Origin of the sequence: Peribacillus sp. FSL P2-0133 (assembly GCF_037975445.1) — a bacterium.
Lineage (GTDB): Bacteria > Bacillota > Bacilli > Bacillales > DSM-1321 > Peribacillus > Peribacillus simplex_E.
Window position 1 is genome coordinate 1,778,738 of sequence record NZ_CP150254.1, and the last position, 17,595, is coordinate 1,796,332.

Sequence of the window (17,595 nt, forward strand, 5' to 3'; positions counted from 1 at the left end):
TTTGGATAAATGCCTTCTAAGTTTACCTTTTTCGGATATAGATTGAATAGAAGGCGAAAAAGGGGGAACCAAATTTGAGGTTAAGCGAACTGAGCGGTAAGGAAATAGTCGATGTGAATAGGGCGGAAAGATTAGGAATCCTTGGTCAGACGGATTTGGAAATAGATGAAACTGGACAAATTACCTCGTTGATCATCCCATCTGTTAAATGGTTCGGCCTTTTAAGGAATGGCAGTGAAATAAGAGTGCCATGGGATCACATAAAAAAAATCGGTGCGGATATGGTCATCATTGATTTTCAAGAAGGACTTTCACTAAAAGACGGAGAGCAAATGGACGGATAATGCGCTCGCGCCTACTCCTTGGAATTTCTCGAAATGCAATCCCGAAAACGCCTTAGCTGGCAATAGCTAAGGCGTTTTTTGATTTCTTATCACCGTTTTTTAACTAAAAACATAAGATGGCAGGGTAACTAGAGAATGTAGCAAAAACCGAATTGCTTCCTGAAGGGATTGTATCACGGGGCAAGGAATGTTTAGGATCTTTTATATAAAGAAGGTGACGGTTTTAATGCTCACAGGCATGCAAATCGCTGTAATTGGTGGAGATGCGCGTCAGCTTGAAGTTGTCCGTAAACTGACGGAGCTTGATGCAAAGCTATTATTGGTAGGTTTTGAACAGCTTGACCATGCTTTTACCGGAGCGGTTAAGGAAAAAATGGAAGATATAAATTTCAAGGAACTAGACTCAGTTATTTTACCTGTCAGGGGCACGGATTCAGATGGGAAAGTAGAAACGATTTTTTCCAGTGAAGAGGTTGTTTTAACTGAAGAAATGATAAAAAAGACCCCGGCACATTGCACTTTTTATGCAGGAATCAGTAACGATTACCTCGATGAGATATTCAAGAGAGTGGATCGCAAACTCGTACTATTGTTCGAACGTGATGATGTGGCTATTTATAATTCGATTCCCACTGTTGAGGGTGCAATCATGATGGCCATTCAACATACGGATTTTACGATCCATGGATCGAATGTAGCCGTTCTTGGACTGGGAAGGGTCGGTATGAGTGTAGCCCGGTCATTCCATGCACTGGGAGCAAAAGTGAAGGTGGGGGCAAGAAAAAGCGAGGATATTGCGAGGATCAGTGAAATGGCATTAGCCCCTTTTCATTTAAATGATCTTGCTGCTGAAATGAAAAATGTGGATATATGTATCAATACGATTCCTTTTCCGATAATTACCGCACAAGTTATAGCTAAAATGCCCGTTCATACATTAATCATCGACCTTGCTTCAAAACCGGGAGGAACGGATTTTCGTTACGCTGAAAAAAGGGGAATTAAGGCGCTGTTGGCACCAAGCCTGCCGGGTATAGTTGCCCCGAAAACAGCTGGTCAGATATTAGCGAATGCACTGGGACTATTGATACAAGGCGAGTTCACGAAAAGGAAGGGGAAAATGATATGAGTCTCAAAGGTAAACGGATTGGTTTCGGATTAACAGGATCACATTGCACATATGATGAAGTGTTCCCGGAAATAGAAAAACTTGTAGATGAAGGGGCGGAAGTCATTCCAATCGTAACATCGACAGTTCAAAACACGGAAACCCGTTTTGGAAAGGGTGAGGATTGGGTCGAAAGAATAGAAAAATTGACGGGGAATCATGTCGTTGATACAATCGTCAAAGCAGAGCCTTTAGGACCTAAATTGCCACTTGATTGCATGGTGATCGCTCCTTTAACGGGTAACTCAATGAGTAAGATGGCAAATGCTCTTACCGATTCCCCAGTACTTATGGCTGCAAAAGCGACGATGAGAAATCACCGTCCAGTCGTGGTCGCGATATCAACAAATGATGCACTGGGGTTAAATGGTGTCAATCTAATGAGGCTGATGGCTGCAAAAGATATATATTTCGTTCCATATGGCCAGGATAATCCCACAGGCAAACCAAGTTCCATGGTTGCAAGGATGAGCATGATAAGGGATACGATCATAGCTGCATTGGAAAGGGAACAGATTCAACCTGTCATCGTCGAAAGGTTCAAGGATGATTTAGTCTGAGCAAGTATTTCTGCCTCCCTTCCGCATTCTAACGACTGACATATATGCATAAATTTGTAGGTTGAAGTTATGAAAAACCACTCCACTACCAGAATATTTTGTTAAAGTGCGACCCTTTGGAATGTTAATGTGATAAAATAAATGATATTCTGAACAAGAAGCAGTAAATCCAATAAATAATTAATTTAAGAGATAGAAAAGGAGTATGGATAAATGACTGAGACACAGGGATTGCGTATTGCAGTTGTGGGAGCAACTGGAGCAGTAGGACAACAAATGATTTCAACACTCGAACAAAGGGACTTACCGATTAAGAAAATCATCTTTTTATCATCGGCTCGTTCCGCTGGAATCAAACTTACATTTAAGGGCGAAGAAATCGAAGTGCAGGAAGCAAAACCTGAAAGCTTTGAAGGCATCGATATCGCTTTATTCAGTGCTGGAGGAAGCGTGTCTAAGGAATTGGCTCCAGAAGCAGTGAAACGCGGTGCGATAGTAGTGGATAATACGAGTGCATTCCGCATGGATGAAAATGTGCCGCTAGTCGTTCCTGAAGTAAATGAAGAAGACTTGAAACAGCATAATGGGATCATTGCAAACCCGAATTGTTCAACTATCCAAATGGTTGTGGCATTAGAACCTATCCGCAAGACATACGGCTTATCAAAAATTGTCGTTTCCACCTATCAGGCAGTCTCGGGTGCAGGTGCAGCAGCGATAAATGAATTAAAGGAACAGGCTCGCGACTTGCTTGATGAAAAAGAAATAGATCCGAAGATTTTACCGGTAAAAGGGGACGAAAAGCATTATCAAATCGCATTTAACGTCATTCCCCAAATCGATAAATTCCAAGATAACGGGTACACATTCGAAGAGATGAAAATGATTAATGAAACAAAGAAAATCATGCATATGCAAGACCTTCCAGTGGCTGCAACTTGCGTGAGGCTTCCTGTTGTAACAGGTCATTCGGAATCTGTATACATTGAAGTTGAAAAAGAAGGCATAGCGGCTTCTCAAATCAAAGATTTAATGAAAACGGCACCTGGAATAGTGTTAGAAGATGAACCTGAGCAACAAGTTTACCCTACGCCTGCTTCATCCGTCGGAAAGAATGATGTATTCGTCGGTCGGATTCGCAAAGATTTGGATGAAGATAAAGGCTTCCATTTATGGGTGGTTTCCGATAATCTATTAAAAGGAGCAGCTTGGAATTCCGTTCAAATTGCTGAGAGCCTTTTAAAATTAGGTTTGGTTACCGTTAAGTAATAATTTATTTTTAATGAACTAGATAAAAAATTAAATTCCAATAGGATAGAGAGTTTTTGTCAGCTTCCCGGATTGGGAAGCTGGCTTATATTTGGGGTGCATATTATGAAAATTATCGTCCAGAAGTACGGTGGTACATCCGTTCGCGATGAGGAAAGCCGTTCATTTGCCAAGGGGCATATTGAAAATGCGATTAAAGAAGGCTATAAAGTGGTGGTTGTGGTTTCAGCAATGGGAAGAAAAGGCGATCCTTATGCAACGGATACCTTACTTTCCCTAGTAAATGGAGCGAAGGCCAGCCTTTCAAAACGGGAACAGGATTTACTTATGTCAGTTGGAGAAACTATATCATCTGTCGTATTTACGAACATGCTCTTGGAACATGGTATTGATGCGGTCGCTTATACTGGAGCTCAGGCGGGATTCTTGACGAATACCGACTATTCAAGTGCGAAAATTACCGAAATGAAATGCGACCGTCTCATGAAAGAACTTGAGGTGAAGGATGTAATCGTTGTAGCAGGCTTCCAGGGAGCGGCTAAAAACGGGGACATCACGACCATCGGCCGTGGTGGAAGTGATACTTCAGCCGCTGCATTAGGTGCGGCATTGCAAGCTGAGCGGGTCGATATTTTTACGGATGTGGAAGGAATCATGACGGCAGATCCACGTATTGCCGATCAAGCTCGTCCATTATCAATCGTTTCATACACGGAAGTTTGCAATATGGCATATCAAGGGGCGAAGGTCATTCATCCGAGAGCTGTTGAAATTGCGATGCAGGCGAAAGTCCCGATTCGGATAAGGTCAACATACAGCGAAGGATTGGGGACCCTTGTTACAAGCATGAACAAGGGAAGCCAGGGCAGTGACATACGTGAAAGGCTCGTGACCGGGATTGCCCATGTACCAAAGATCACTCAAATCAAGGTCCGTGCGAAAAAAGATCAATATAATCTTCAGGCAGAAGTTTTCAAAGCAATGGCCAATGCCTCTATTTCAGTGGACTTTATAAATATATATCCAAGCGGCGTAGTGTATACCGTTTCGGAAGAGATGACAGAACTTGCCCTCTCGATTTTGGCCGAGCTTGGTCATGAACCGGTCATTGAAAGAAATTGTGCCAAGGTTTCTGTAGTCGGTGCAGGTATAAATGGAGTGCCAGGCGTTGCAGCGAAGATTGTCACAGCGCTTTCCGAAAAGGAAATTGCCATTCTCCAGTCAGCGGATAGCCATACGACAATTTGGGTACTCGTAAAAGAGGAAGATTTAATAGAAGCTGTTAATTCCCTGCACTATGCATTTCAATTGCATGAAAGGGAAGTCCAATGATCTGGTTTTTTAATGAATAAAGGTTTTAAAAATTAAAGAGGTGTTAGATGATGATATTTGGTAGAGTATCAACCGCAATGGTCACCCCTTTCGATGGCAAGGGAAATGTCGATTTTCAAAAGACGACTTCATTGGTTAATTACTTATTAACGAATGGAACCGATTCGCTTGTGCTTTCGGGAACGACAGGGGAATCCCCGACTTTATCTTCGGAGGAGAAAATTGCGTTATTGCGTCATGTTTCTAAGGTTGTTGAAAAACGTGTGCCCATCATCATGGGTACAGGAAGCAACAATACGTATGCTTCCATCGAGTTGACAAAAAAAGCGGAACAAAATGGCGCCGATGCGATAATGCTGGTGGCCCCGTATTATAGTAAAACGAATCAAGAAGGTCTGTACCAGCATTTTAAGGCTATTGCAGCTAGTACGACTCTCCCTGTTATGGTATATAATATTCCTGGGCGCGCTTCGATTAACATTGAACCGGAAACGATCATCCGCCTTTCAAAAATTCCTAATATCGTGGCCGTTAAGGAAGCGAGCGGGGATTTAAACGCTATGACCCAAATCATAGCCGGCACGGATGAAGATTTTGCGTTATATAGTGGGGACGACGCTTTAACACTTCCAGTATTGGCGATTGGTGGTGTGGGTGTAGTTTCGGTTGCTTCACATATTGCTGGTAATGAGTTGCAGAAAATAGTGGAGGCCTTCATCAGTGGGAATTTGAAAGAGGCAGCCAGGCTGCATCAGGAACTGTTACCGCTTATAAAAGGTTTGTTTGCAGCGCCAAGCCCTGCACCTGTCAAAACAGCGCTTCAGTTAAATGGAATTGACGTTGGCTCGGTGAGACTTCCAATCGTGCCATTGACTGAACAGGAGCGCCTTGCATTAACCAAGGTATTAAATAAATAAAAAGACACGGAACAAGCTGATCGTTGAAGATTGGCTTGTTTTTACATAATGATGTATATGAATGGGATATCCTTTCCGATTTCGGGATGAAAATATTTGAATGTTTTATTATCAATCGAAACTGGATAAAAGTACAAAGGATCTCTTACATAATAGGTTGTTTTCTTGAATTAAATGAAAAAGTCCCTCTGAAAATGGTAAGTGTTGTCATGTTTTTTAAACATCGGTTATAATGAATTCAGTGGGAAATTATGAACGGGAATTTTTAAGGAGGATATTCGATTGGGTAAAGATAAAAATAATGGAATAAAAGTCATTTCTCTTGGAGGACAAGGGGAACTTGGTAAAAATATGTACGTCGTTGAGGTGAACGAAGACATCTATCTTCTTGATGCAGGGTTAATGCTGCCAGAAGACGAAATGCTCGGAATCGATGCGGTTATCCCTGATATTTCTTATTTGATGGATAATAAGGAACGGGTGCAGGGGATATTCATTACCCATGGTCATGAAGACCATATGGGAGCGCTTGCTTATGTCTTGAAATATTTACCGGCACCTGTTTATGGAACAAAGCTTACACTAGCTTTAATCAAAACGAAATTAAAGGAAGATGGCTTTAACGGCAGGGCAACATTCACTGAAATCGATTCTGATTCTCTTTTAAGTTTCCCTCAAGCAGCCGTGTCTTTTTTCCGGACAAACCATAGTATTCCCGATTCTGTCGGAGTCGTGATCCACACTCGTGAAGGTGCAATCGTTTATACAGGGGATTTCAAATTCGATCAAGCAGCAACAGATCTATATAAACCGGAAATCGGTAAAATGGCTGGTATCGGTGAAGAAGGTGTCCTATGCTTGCTTTCGGATAGTACCGGTGCCGAGAGGCCAGGTTATACGACATCAGAAGCAGTTGTGGCCAAAGATATTACAGAGGTTTTTCATGCAGCCTCCGGAAGGATCATCGTAGCGTGCTTCGCTTCGAACATCAACCGGATTCAACATGTTTTCAATGCAGCGGCAGCTAGTCGCAGAAAAGTGGCAGTTGTAGGAAAAAGCTTGCAACGCGTTTATGAAACAGCCTTGAACCTTGGTTACTTAAAGGTCGAAGAAGAGCTGATAATCCCGATTAATGAAATTAGCCAGTATGACGACCGTGAAATCGTCGTGTTATCGACAGGTCATCAGGGGGAGCCTATTGCGGCACTTCAAAAAATGGCAAAACAGACCCACAAGCAGGTAACGATCAAAAAGGGAGACACAGTTTTGATCAGTGCATCACCCCTACAGGGCGGCGAACTTATTTTATCCAAAACCGTCGATTTGCTTTACAGGGTAGGTGCTGAAGTGGTATCTGCAAATAAATATAAAGTGCACGTAACAGGGCATGGCAGCCAGGAAGAACTTAAAATGATGATCAATTTGATGAATCCTAAATTCTTGATCCCTGTACATGGGGAATACCGCCATTTATATGCCCATCAAAAAGTTGGGGTTGCTGCGGGAATTAAACGTGAAAACATCATAATTGCCGAAAAAGGTGATGTCATCGAACTAAAGGGCAATAAAATGGGTCTTTCCGGCAAAGTCTCTGCAGGAAATATCTTGATAGATGGCAGCGGTGTTGGAGATGTGGGTAATATCGTTCTTCGTGATCGGCGCTTGTTATCCCAGGATGGCATTTTGATTGTAGTGGTCACGTTGAACCGTCAGGATAAAAGCATTGCAGCAGGACCTGAAATCATTTCAAGGGGCTTCGTATATGTTCGCGAATCTGAAAAAATGATTGGGGAAGCAACTGAAATAGTAAGTGAAATCGTAAAGAAAAATGGGTCGCGCCAACCTTTTGATTGGTCCACGCTGAAGCAGGAAATGCGTGATGCGTTAAACCAATTCTTCTATGAAAAAACGAAACGCCGCCCAATGATTTTACCAATAATCATGGAATATTAAGTAAGGAACCCCTGGCTTAAACAGTCAGGGGTTCTTTTTTCTGTGTCAAACCTCTTATATCTTGAAGAATGAAGTCCGAGACTCGAGACATAATAAAGCTATAGGCTTAAGAGAAAGGGGTTGGCATAGTGGATAATGCACCATTACCAAATGAAAATGAAGGCAAGCAGGAAGGTAAGAATTCAACTTTAATCGAAAAGATTCAGCAGCTGGGGGCTACTAATGTTCCGCAACTATCTCAAGACTCAAAAATCCATTGTTTGACGATCATTGGACAAATTGAAGGACATATGCAGCTGCCGCCTCAAAATAAAACGACCAAATATGAACATGTTATTCCGCAAATTGTGGCAATTGAACAAAATCCCAATATAGAGGGGCTGCTTGTCATTTTAAATACAGTCGGAGGAGATGTCGAAGCAGGACTAGCCATCGCAGAAATGCTGGCTTCCCTTTCAAAGCCATCCGTCTCGATTGTACTTGGGGGAGGTCACTCGATCGGTGTGCCGATTGCGGTTTCGTGTGACCATAGCTATATAGCAGAAACAGCAACGATGACGATTCATCCCATTCGTTTGACAGGGCTAGTCATTGGCGTGCCTCAAACCTTTGAATACTTAGATAAAATGCAGGAAAGAGTCATTAAATTTGTTACGCGGCACTCCAACGTTTCGGAAGAAAGTTTTAAGGATTTAATGTTTGCTAAAGGAAATTTAACCCGTGATATCGGCACGAATGTAATCGGGGCCGAGGCAGTTGAAATCGGTATGATCGATGATGTAGGAGGAGTAGGCCAGGCCATGAGAAAACTAAATAGCTTCATGGAAGAAAGAAGGCCAAAAATTGCCGGGGAAGAGGAGGGGCTTCTGCAATGACGCTTTACACGATCGTTCCTGAAGAAATAATTTTCCCTCATCACCATGAGAAGACGGCAAATTTAATAGAAATGATCTATAATGGTGTACATGTAATGGTTGAACATGACGGTGGCCGCACGTTTCGCATTGATCGAATTGTAAGCACGGATCCTGAAGATTATATGAATGTACACATTCAGCCGGGGGCTGTCATAAATGTGTTCGAACAGATGAATCATTAGTAAAAACGACTAACTGAGGTAAATTATGATATACTGGAATGAAAATCAGCAGCCGCTTGGCTGCTTTATTCATTATATGGGCAAAATGTTCGTCTTAATAATAAATGGTATATATAACAAGGACAGGTACATATATATTTGGTATAATCAGTGAGCGAACATTTGTTTCGAGAAGGGAAATCATGTAGTGATGTTGAATAGGAAAGTTAGAATAGTTTCATGAAGAATCAGGTGATATTATGGCAAAGAAGAAACGCAGAAAAAAGAATAGTACAGAGAAGTTAAAACTAACGCTTAAATATGAATTGATCGGCCTCACTTTAATAGGTTTGGCCATCATTGCCATTGCCAAGCTTGGAGCAGTGGGAAACGGGACGGTCTTTTTAATCCGCTTTTTCATGGGGGAATGGTATATCCTCTTATTGTTGGGAGCAATTGCAGCTGGCTTCTATTTGATGATAAAGAGGGAGGTCCCTTACCTGTTAAAACGGCAATTCGTCGGGATGTATTTTCTTGTCGCGAGCATGCTCCTGCTAAGCCATGTGACACTGTTTAACATGCTTGCAGATGGAGGACCGTTTACGAAGCCAAGCGTCATTTCGAATACATGGGAACTATTCTGGATGGAAGTGACCGGCAAGGCCAGCACAAAGGACCTTGGGGGCGGTATGATTGGAGCGATATTATTTGCAGCCTCATACTTTTTATTCGACGAAGCTGGATCGAAAATCGTTTCATTCCTTTTTATCATTGTAGGTGCCGTCCTATTGACCGGGAAAACGTTAGGTGAAACCCTCGGGAAGTTTTTCAAGGGTCTTGGCGGCTTTTTCAAAAAGCAATGGTCCGCATTCATAGATGATATGAAAACGTGGAATGACGACAAAAAAGAAAAGAAAAAGAATCCCGTGAAAAAGAAGAAACGGGAAAAAGATCCGGTGGAGGAAACGGATCAGCCCCTTCATCAAGAAGAGGAAACACAGCAAATGGCGACCGAACGGATCATTTCCAGCTTTGCTGATAAAGCCTATAGCGACGAAAACGAAATAATTCCCGTAGTTACGGAACCTGCAGCTGAAAGTGCAGAGGAACAGGATGACGCCGTTCCGCCTATGAATTTTACGGAAGTGGAAAATAAAGAATATCTTTTACCGCCTCTTTCTTTGTTATTGCAGCCCAAAAAAACGGACCAAAGCGGAGAGTACCAATTGATCCATGAAAATGCGGCAAAACTTGAGCGCACCTTTCATAGCTTTGGAGTGAAAGCGAGAGTCACTCAAGTTCATTTAGGCCCAGCCGTAACCAAATATGAAGTCCATCCGGATGTAGGGGTGAAGGTCAGTAAAATTGTCAGCCTATCCGATGACTTGGCCCTTGCACTTGCCGCAAAGGATATTAGGATCGAAGCCCCGATTCCCGGAAAATCGGCTATCGGAATAGAAGTGCCTAACTCCGAAGTGGCAATGGTGTCATTAAGGGAAGTTTTAGAGGCCAAAGAAGTTGACAAGCCTGACGCAAAACTGCAAATAGGCTTAGGGCGGAATATTTCTGGTGAAGCGGTTAAGGCGGAGCTTAATAAAATGCCGCATTTACTAGTGGCTGGTGCTACCGGCAGCGGGAAATCCGTTTGTATCAACGGGATTATCACGAGTATTCTGATGCGGGCAAAACCGCATGAAGTGAAAATGATGATGATCGATCCAAAAATGGTGGAGTTGAATGTCTATAATGGAATTCCCCACTTACTCGCACCTGTAGTGACGAATCCAAAGAAAGCTGCACAGGCTTTGCAAAAAGTGGTCAGTGAAATGGAAAGGCGCTACGAGCTATTTTCTCATTCCGGTACCCGTAATATTGAAGGCTACAATGATTATATTAATCGGTATAACATAGAAGAAGATGCCAAACAACCGCTCTTGCCTTATATCGTAGTCATTGTCGATGAGCTGGCAGATTTGATGATGGTCGCCTCAAATGATGTAGAGGATGCCATCACACGGCTTGCACAAATGGCACGTGCCGCGGGCATCCACTTGATAATTGCCACTCAGCGGCCATCCGTAGATGTAATTACAGGGGTTATTAAAGCGAACATCCCATCTCGGATTGCTTTTAGTGTCTCATCAATGACCGATTCAAGAACGATCCTCGACATGGGCGGAGCCGAAAAACTGTTAGGACGGGGTGACATGCTCTTCCTGCCTGCAGGAGCTTCAAAACCGGTTCGCGTTCAAGGGGCATTTTTATCTGACAATGAAGTCGAGGAAGTTGTCACATATGTCATTTCACAGCAAAAAGCACAATATAACGAAGAGATGATACCGGATGAAATTGCAGAAACTTCAAATGGTGAAGTCGAAGATAGTTTATACGGGGATGCGGTGTCCTTGATCGTAGAAATGCAGACTGCATCTGTTTCCATGCTGCAGCGCCGTTTCCGGATTGGCTATACCCGGGCAGCAAGATTGATTGATGAAATGGAAGCGAGGGGAATTGTCGGTCCATATGAAGGCAGTAAACCACGAAATGTATTGGTTACTAAAGATGAACAGGATGAAGCGCATTCATCATAGTTGAAAAAAACCGGGCTGCAGCCCGGTTTTTTAATTATTCATCGCCTCTTCTAAATGTTTAAGGCAGAAGTCGGTAATCATCGCTTCTTCATCTTCTTCTAAATCGAATTCGAGTGCGCCTTCGTTCCCTTTTTCAAAAATATCATATTTAATCAATTTGCCTATTTGTTCTTCCAATGCAAAAAGCACCCGGATATATAAACCATTTTCTGAAAAGAGCTCATCCTCTTCAGGCACTTCAATATCCAAGAACAACTCGTAACGTTCCCCGGACAAAATACCAAATGGATCATTCAATTTTTCAATCGTGTATTCTGTAATCTTTAACATCTTGTGTACATCCCTTCAAAGAAGATAAATCCTATTATACAGGAAAACATCATCTTGAACAGAGCTGCAATCATTTTGCATTTTCAAAATAAATTTATCTGATTTAGGAGAATAATCGTACAAATTCCTCGGCTGTATCTAGATTGAAAGACACATGGAAGGGTAATTTCTCCTAAATTCTTTTAAAGTAAATAGTAAAACACTATTTATTTATATCAAAAAAAATGTTATATTATTTTCGATTAGTAGGAATGATTCAACATCAGAGGTCTGATGTCTTAAGAAATTAGCTGGGGGAAACTGTATGTCAATAAAATCAGATAGTCGACATTTATATTTGCAGGTCATTGATTACCTGAAGCAGGATATTGAAGCAGGAGTCTATCAGGAAAATGAAAAATTCCCTTCAGAATTCGATCTTGCAAAAAAATTGGGAGTGAGTAGGGCGACACTTCGAGAAGCGCTGCGAATTTTAGAAGAAGAAAACATCATCATTCGCCGCCATGGAGTTGGGACTTTCGTCAATCCAAAACCTCGGTTCACTTCAGGTATCGAGCAATTAAAAAGTGTCACGAACATGATTGAAGAGGCAGGAATGAAGCCGGGTACGATTTTCTTAAGCTCGACGGCCCAAGAACCTACAGAAGAGGATATACGCAGGTTTTCTTGTTCAACAGATGAACGCATCGTCATCATCGAGCGAGTAAGGACAGCGAATGGGGAGCCAGTTGTCTACTGTATTGACAAAATTCCTGAATCTATACTATCAGAAAATTTTGACCGTAATGATGAGTCTCTTTTTGATATTTTGGAAAGAGATGCGCATCGGAAAATTACGCATGCCGTAGCGGAGATTGAGCCTATTGGATATCATGAGAAAGTTTCTCCTATCCTTAATTGCTCTCCAGAAGCCGCACTACTCGTTCTAAAGCAGATGCATCTGGATGATTGGGACCAGCCTATTCTGTATTCTGTTAACTACTTTAAAGCCAATATGTTCAGCTTTCATGTTCTTCGTAAACGTGTGTAGGCTTTGACTCTGCATACGGGTGAATGCAAGCGTTTGTTTTGATTCCGTAAAAGTCAAATCAAACGTATGCAAAAAAAATTAACGAGAAGTGAAAACGCAAACATAAATGACTTTTCAGAACATTCCTGCTCAAAAAACTATGTAAATTAGGGGGATAAAAATTGAAAAAGCGCAAATTAGGTCTAGCTCTTTCACTTGTTCTTGCAGCCGGTACGCTACTAGGGGCATGTGGTAATTCAGAGAATGATGATAAAGAATCTTCAAATGGGAAAAACAAAGATAATTTCACGGTTGCGATGGTAACTGATACTGGCGGCGTGGATGACGAGTCGTTCAACCAATCCGCTTGGAAAGGCATTCAGGAATTCGGTAAGGATAATGGTCTGGAAAAAGGTAAAGATGGCTATAACTACCTGCAATCTAAATCTGATGCCGATTACGCTAAAAACCTGAATACGCTTGTACGTGAAGATTACCAACTAATCTATGGTATCGGTTTTCTTTTAGCCGAAGCTGTTGGTGAAGTGGCTGACCAACGTCCGGATTCAAACTTTGCTATCGTGGATACTGTTGTTGATAAAAAGAACGTAGCCAGCATTAATTTTAAAGAGCAGCAAGGTTCATTCCTTGTAGGTGTAATTGCCGGATTGCAAACGAAAACAAACAAGGTCGGTTTTATCGGCGGAGTTGAATCTGAATTAATCAAGAAATTCGAAGTTGGCTTTAAGGCTGGGGTTTTATCTGTAAATCCGGATGCAAAAGTTGAAGTTAAATATGCCGGAGATTTCAATAAAGCTGATATCGGTAAATCCACTGCAGGCTCCATGTATTCTTCTGGTATCGATATCATTTATCATGCTGCTGGCGGAACTGGAAAAGGTGTATTCACTGAAGCTGTAGAGCAAAAGCAAAAAGATCCAAAGAGAGAAATCTATGTAATCGGTGTAGATAGCGACCAAGCTAAATTAGGGGCAGTTCCGGGAACTGACGACAATATCACACTGACTTCCATGCTTAAACGTGTTGACGTAGCAGTTAAAGACCTTTCCGAGAAAGCGAAAGAAGGAAAATTCCCAGGCGGAAAAGTAATTGAGTACGGTATCGAAGAAAATGGTGTAGGCATTTCCGATACAAAAGATAACGTAACAGAAGAATCTTTAAAAGCGGTAGATGAGTGGACAGAAAAAATTAAATCAGGTGAATTCGTAGTTCCGGGTACGGATGAAGAATTCGAAAAACTTGGTTTATAAGCTGTAATGCCAGAAGGAATAGGGAGCAGAATTGCCCTCTATTCTTTCTTTTCCTAAAAAATGCGCTTGGCACTGTAAAATATCGAATGAAAAACTATGATAGATTCGTAGTTTTTCATTTGGTTTTTTTCAAAAAAATCAATAAGGTAAGATATCAATTTATTAATTAAGAATATTTACACTCATTTTAGGAGTTGATAATACGTGGAATATGTAATTGAGATGCTCAATATCCGTAAGGAATTCCCAGGCATCGTCGCAAATGATAACGTTACCCTTCAGGTTAAAAAAGGGGAGATTCACGCATTATTAGGTGAGAATGGCGCGGGAAAATCCACATTGATGAATGTTTTATTCGGCTTATACCAGCCAGAGCAGGGAGAAATTCGTGTGAATGGTGAGCCAGTCAAGATTACCAGTCCAAACATTGCCAATGATTTAGGGATTGGAATGGTCCATCAGCATTTTATGCTCGTTGACCCTTTTACTGTAACAGAAAATATCATATTAGGAAAAGAACCATCAAAGGCTGGTAAGATCGATTTAAAAGAAGCGAGTGAGGAAGTTAGGAAACTATCAGAACAATATCAGCTTCGTGTCGACCCCAATGCAAAGATAGCCGATATTTCAATAGGGATGCAGCAACGTGTTGAAATCCTAAAGACACTCTACCGTGGTGCGGAGATATTAATTTTTGATGAACCAACCGCTGTTCTGACTCCTCAAGAAATCAAGGAACTGATTTTTATAATGAAAGCTCTTATCAAAGAGGGGAAATCTATCATTTTAATTACACACAAACTTAAAGAGATCATGGAGGTTTGTGACCGGGTAACGGTTATACGCAAAGGGCAAGGAATCGGAACAGTGAATGTCAGCGAAACGAACCCTAACGAATTGGCCAGCTTAATGGTCGGTAGGGAAGTTTTATTTAAGACGGAAAAAACGGCAGCTGCTCCTTCTGATGTCGTTCTCGAGGTTCGGGAACTGGAAGTCAAGGATCCCCGTGGCGTTTCAGCTGTTCGGAACTTGGATTTAACTGTCCGTGCAGGAGAAATTGTCGGAATCGCTGGAGTGGATGGAAATGGTCAATCCGAATTAATTGAAGCATTGGCTGGTCTAAGGAAGACAACAGTAGGTTCCATAAAGTTAAATGGAAAAGAAATCAGTAATCTGAAGCCGCGTAAAATCACGGAAGCGGGCGTTGGTCATATTCCAGAAGACAGGCATAAGCATGGTTTGGTTCTTGATTACAGCATTGGGGAAAATATTGTCTTGCAAACCTACTATCAACAGCCTTTCTCAAAAGCTGGTATCTTAAACTCAAAGAAAATATTTGAAAAAGCCCGTTCATTGATCAAAAGTTACGATGTTCGTACTCCGAGTGAATATACCCCGGCAAGGGCGCTTTCTGGCGGCAATCAGCAAAAGGCAATCATCGGTCGTGAAGTTGATAGGAACCCGGATTTATTGATTGCGGCACAGCCAACACGCGGGCTTGATGTCGGAGCGATCGAGTTTATCCATAAACGTTTAATTGAACAGCGTGATGCAGGAAAAGCGGTACTTCTCATTTCATTTGAATTGGAAGAAATCATGAATGTGAGCGATAGAATTGCCGTTATATACGAAGGGGAAATCGTCGCAATTGTCGATCCGAAAGAAACGACTGAACAGGAGCTTGGCCTTCTTATGGCCGGCAGTAAACGGACGGAAGCAGGTGGAAAACAACATGTCTAAGTATTTATCTAAATTAACGAGTCCGTTAATAGCAGTTATCCTCGGCTTGGTCGTTGGGGCCATAATCATGTTGGTAAGCGGCTATGACCCAGTTGCCGGCTATGGCTCCATGGTTAATGGAATTATTGGGGATTCTTATTATGTAGGGGAATCCGTCAGGACAATCATCCCTTATATCCTTGCTGGTTTGGCAGTGGCTTTTGCTTTTCGTACGGGCCTATTCAATATCGGTGTGGAAGGGCAATTAATAGTTGGCTGGCTGGCGGCGGTTTGGGTCGGAATCGCTTTTGAGCTTCCAAGGATCATCCATTTGCCGTTGGCGATCTTAGCTGGTGCAGCTGCGGGCGCCTTGTGGGCATTCATCCCTGGATATTTAAAAGCGAAGTTCCGTGTACATGAAGTAATCGTTTCTATCATGTTGAATTATACAGCTTTATATGTAACGAATTATTTAATTCGGAATGTACTGACTGACAAGCTGGATAAAACAGAAAGAATTGCAGATACAGCATCACTGCGTTCTCCTTTTTTTGAAAGTATTACGGATTTTTCCCGGATGCATTGGGGAATAGTCGTAGCAATTATATGCGTAATCATCATGTGGTTCATTCTTGAAAGAACAAAAACGGGCTTTGAACTGAAAGCGGTAGGTTTCAATCAGCACGCGTCCGAATATGCAGGGATGAGTGTAAATAAGAACATCATCCTTTCCATGGTTATTTCTGGTGCTTTTGCAGGGCTTGCGGGTGCGATGGAAGGTCTTGGAACTTTCGGTTATGCAGCGGTCAAAGGCGGGTTCACAGGTATGGGCTTTGACGGGATTGCAGTAGCCTTACTAGGGGCGAATACAGCTATTGGGGTTGTTCTGGCCGCCTTATTATTTGGGGGACTGAAAGCAGGTGCCTTAAATATGCCGCTAGAAACCGGCATACCAAGTGAAATTGTAGATATTGTCATAGCATTGATTATTTTCTTTGTCGCATCCAGTTATTTTATTCGTTGGATTGCCGCTCGATTTAAGAAAGGGGTGAAATAAGTGGATTTTTACCAAGTACTGCAAATAATTATTCCATCCATGATTGCTCTAGCTGCTCCACTTATTTTTACTTCACTCGGAGGGGTGTTTTCTGAACGGGCAGGTGTCATAAACATCGGTTTAGAAGGATTGATGGTCATTGGTGCCTTTACAGGGATCGTTTTTAACTTAATGTTTGCTGATGTCTTTGGCGAATGGACTCCGTGGCTTGCCGTCTTAGCAGCAATGATTGCCGGATTACTGTTTTCCATTCTACACGCTGTGGCATGCATTACGTTCAGGGCAGACCAAACGGTTAGTGGGGTCGCCATCAACTTGTTGGCAGTAGGTCTGACCATGTTTTTGGTGAAGCTGATTTTTGACAAAGGTCAAACTGATAGGATCACAGAAACATTCCCAAGGATTGATGTTCCGTTACTAAGTGATATTCCATTTATAGGACCTATCTTTTTCGCAAATGGGTATTATATCGTCTATATAGCGATCCTAATATCGTTTGTAGTTTGGTATGTACTTTATAAAACGCCATTTGGATTAAGGATCCGTGCAGTGGGGGAGCATCCGATGGCTGCTGACACGATGGGTGTCAATGTTACGAAAATCCGTTATGCCGCCGTTTTATTATCAGGTGCTTTTGGCGGTATCGGCGGAGCGATTTATGCTACCATCTTTTCGAATGAATTCAATCATGCGACAATCAATGGTCAAGGGTTCATGGCCATTGCCGCTATGATTTTTGGTAAATGGCACCCAATCGGGGCAATGGGTGCAGCACTATTCTTTGGTTTGGCTCAAAGTTTAAGCATCGTTGGCTCGAGCCTTCCTTTCTTCAAGGATATTCCATCTGTTTACCTCTTGATCGCTCCTTATGTTCTGACGATCATTGCACTAACTGGTTTCATTGGACGTGCAGATGCTCCGAAAGCATCCGGACAGCCATACATCAAAGGGAAAAGATAATTATTTAACCGGTCAGCAAACTTTGCTGGCCGGTTTT

At 42.1% G+C, this 17,595-nt stretch carries 16 protein-coding genes; 15 read left to right on the forward strand and 1 reads right to left on the reverse strand.

The features are described from left to right. The first annotated feature begins 74 nt into the window (after nucleotides 1-74). The 10 genes from MKY17_RS08600 (at nucleotide 75) to MKY17_RS08645 (ending at nucleotide 11,212) form a co-directional block, all read left to right on the forward strand. A complete protein-coding gene (locus MKY17_RS08600) occupies nucleotides 75-344 on the forward strand; it encodes a YlmC/YmxH family sporulation protein (RefSeq protein WP_076366447.1) in 270 nt (89 codons plus the stop codon). A gap of 226 nt (nucleotides 345-570) precedes the next feature. Then, complete coding sequence (gene dpaA / locus MKY17_RS08605) at nucleotides 571-1,473, forward strand: dipicolinic acid synthetase subunit A (protein WP_098370984.1); 903 nt, start codon at nucleotides 571-573, stop codon at nucleotides 1,471-1,473. Beyond that, the gene (locus tag MKY17_RS08610) at nucleotides 1,470-2,072 is read left to right on the forward strand and encodes a dipicolinate synthase subunit B (RefSeq protein ID WP_098370983.1); all 603 of its coding nucleotides are present in this window, start codon (nucleotides 1,470-1,472) and stop codon (nucleotides 2,070-2,072) included. Before dpaA ends, MKY17_RS08610 begins: the two co-directional genes overlap by 4 nt. A gap of 213 nt (nucleotides 2,073-2,285) precedes the next feature. After that, nucleotides 2,286-3,341: an aspartate-semialdehyde dehydrogenase gene (asd, locus tag MKY17_RS08615; protein ID WP_098370982.1), complete on the forward strand. Its 1,056-nt coding sequence runs from the start codon at nucleotides 2,286-2,288 to the stop codon at nucleotides 3,339-3,341. Between the two features lie 105 nt (nucleotides 3,342-3,446). Next, entirely contained in the window at nucleotides 3,447-4,673 is a 1,227-nt protein-coding gene (dapG, locus tag MKY17_RS08620) for an aspartate kinase (protein ID WP_098370981.1), read from the forward strand. 47 nt (nucleotides 4,674-4,720) lie between these two features. Continuing rightward, nucleotides 4,721-5,590, forward strand: a complete 870-nt coding sequence (dapA, locus tag MKY17_RS08625; protein ID WP_098370980.1) for a 4-hydroxy-tetrahydrodipicolinate synthase — start codon at nucleotides 4,721-4,723, stop codon at nucleotides 5,588-5,590. Between the two features lie 282 nt (nucleotides 5,591-5,872). Further along, nucleotides 5,873-7,543: a ribonuclease J gene (locus MKY17_RS08630; protein WP_098370979.1), complete on the forward strand. Its 1,671-nt coding sequence runs from the start codon at nucleotides 5,873-5,875 to the stop codon at nucleotides 7,541-7,543. A 128-nt stretch (nucleotides 7,544-7,671) separates the two neighbouring features. After that, a complete protein-coding gene (locus tag MKY17_RS08635; protein ID WP_228467355.1) occupies nucleotides 7,672-8,418 on the forward strand; it encodes an ATP-dependent Clp protease proteolytic subunit in 747 nt (248 codons plus the stop codon). Then, nucleotides 8,415-8,642, forward strand: coding sequence for a YlzJ-like family protein (locus tag MKY17_RS08640; RefSeq protein ID WP_098370978.1), 228 nt, complete (start codon nucleotides 8,415-8,417; stop codon nucleotides 8,640-8,642). Before MKY17_RS08635 ends, MKY17_RS08640 begins: the two co-directional genes overlap by 4 nt. 239 nt (nucleotides 8,643-8,881) lie before the next feature. After that, complete coding sequence (locus MKY17_RS08645) at nucleotides 8,882-11,212, forward strand: DNA translocase FtsK (RefSeq protein WP_098370977.1); 2,331 nt, start codon at nucleotides 8,882-8,884, stop codon at nucleotides 11,210-11,212. Nucleotides 11,213-11,242: 30 nt separating this feature from the next. Here MKY17_RS08645 and MKY17_RS08650 read toward each other — a convergent pair whose 3' ends face one another. Further along, a complete protein-coding gene (locus tag MKY17_RS08650; RefSeq protein ID WP_098370976.1) occupies nucleotides 11,243-11,542 on the reverse strand; it encodes a DUF6509 family protein in 300 nt (99 codons plus the stop codon). Between the two features lie 304 nt (nucleotides 11,543-11,846). Between MKY17_RS08650 and MKY17_RS08655 the strand changes: the two genes are divergently transcribed. From MKY17_RS08655 to MKY17_RS08675, 5 genes are all read left to right on the forward strand, one after another. Continuing rightward, nucleotides 11,847-12,572, forward strand: a complete 726-nt coding sequence (locus tag MKY17_RS08655; RefSeq protein ID WP_098370975.1) for a GntR family transcriptional regulator — start codon at nucleotides 11,847-11,849, stop codon at nucleotides 12,570-12,572. A gap of 161 nt (nucleotides 12,573-12,733) precedes the next feature. After that, nucleotides 12,734-13,822: a BMP family protein gene (locus MKY17_RS08660; RefSeq protein ID WP_098370974.1), complete on the forward strand. Its 1,089-nt coding sequence runs from the start codon at nucleotides 12,734-12,736 to the stop codon at nucleotides 13,820-13,822. A 204-nt stretch (nucleotides 13,823-14,026) separates the two neighbouring features. Beyond that, nucleotides 14,027-15,562, forward strand: a complete 1,536-nt coding sequence (locus MKY17_RS08665; protein ID WP_098370973.1) for an ABC transporter ATP-binding protein — start codon at nucleotides 14,027-14,029, stop codon at nucleotides 15,560-15,562. Beyond that, nucleotides 15,555-16,598 (forward strand): ABC transporter permease, encoded by a 1,044-nt coding sequence (locus MKY17_RS08670; protein WP_098370972.1) that lies wholly within the window; start codon nucleotides 15,555-15,557, stop codon nucleotides 16,596-16,598. Before MKY17_RS08665 ends, MKY17_RS08670 begins: the two co-directional genes overlap by 8 nt. Further along, on the forward strand, nucleotides 16,599-17,558 hold the full coding sequence (locus tag MKY17_RS08675) for an ABC transporter permease (RefSeq protein ID WP_094246576.1): 960 nt from the start codon (nucleotides 16,599-16,601) through the stop codon (nucleotides 17,556-17,558). It begins immediately after the preceding gene. Nucleotides 17,559-17,595: the final 37 nt, after the last annotated feature.

What these genes read in the sequence shown, in the direction of transcription:
- dpaA (WP_098370984.1), top strand. Translation starts at nt 571, where the DNA reads ATGCTCACAGGCATGCAAATCGCTGTAATTGGTGGAGATGCGCGTCAG.
- MKY17_RS08610 (WP_098370983.1), top strand. Translation starts at nt 1,470, where the DNA reads ATGAGTCTCAAAGGTAAACGGATTGGTTTCGGATTAACAGGATCACAT.
- asd (WP_098370982.1), top strand. Translation starts at nt 2,286, where the DNA reads ATGACTGAGACACAGGGATTGCGTATTGCAGTTGTGGGAGCAACTGGA.
- dapG (WP_098370981.1), top strand. Translation starts at nt 3,447, where the DNA reads ATGAAAATTATCGTCCAGAAGTACGGTGGTACATCCGTTCGCGATGAG.
- dapA (WP_098370980.1), top strand. Translation starts at nt 4,721, where the DNA reads ATGATGATATTTGGTAGAGTATCAACCGCAATGGTCACCCCTTTCGAT.
- MKY17_RS08640 (WP_098370978.1), top strand. Translation starts at nt 8,415, where the DNA reads ATGACGCTTTACACGATCGTTCCTGAAGAAATAATTTTCCCTCATCAC.
- MKY17_RS08645 (WP_098370977.1), top strand. Translation starts at nt 8,882, where the DNA reads ATGGCAAAGAAGAAACGCAGAAAAAAGAATAGTACAGAGAAGTTAAAA.
- MKY17_RS08650 (WP_098370976.1), bottom strand. Translation starts at nt 11,542, where the DNA reads ATGTTAAAGATTACAGAATACACGATTGAAAAATTGAATGATCCATTT.
- MKY17_RS08655 (WP_098370975.1), top strand. Translation starts at nt 11,847, where the DNA reads ATGTCAATAAAATCAGATAGTCGACATTTATATTTGCAGGTCATTGAT.
- MKY17_RS08670 (WP_098370972.1), top strand. Translation starts at nt 15,555, where the DNA reads ATGTCTAAGTATTTATCTAAATTAACGAGTCCGTTAATAGCAGTTATC.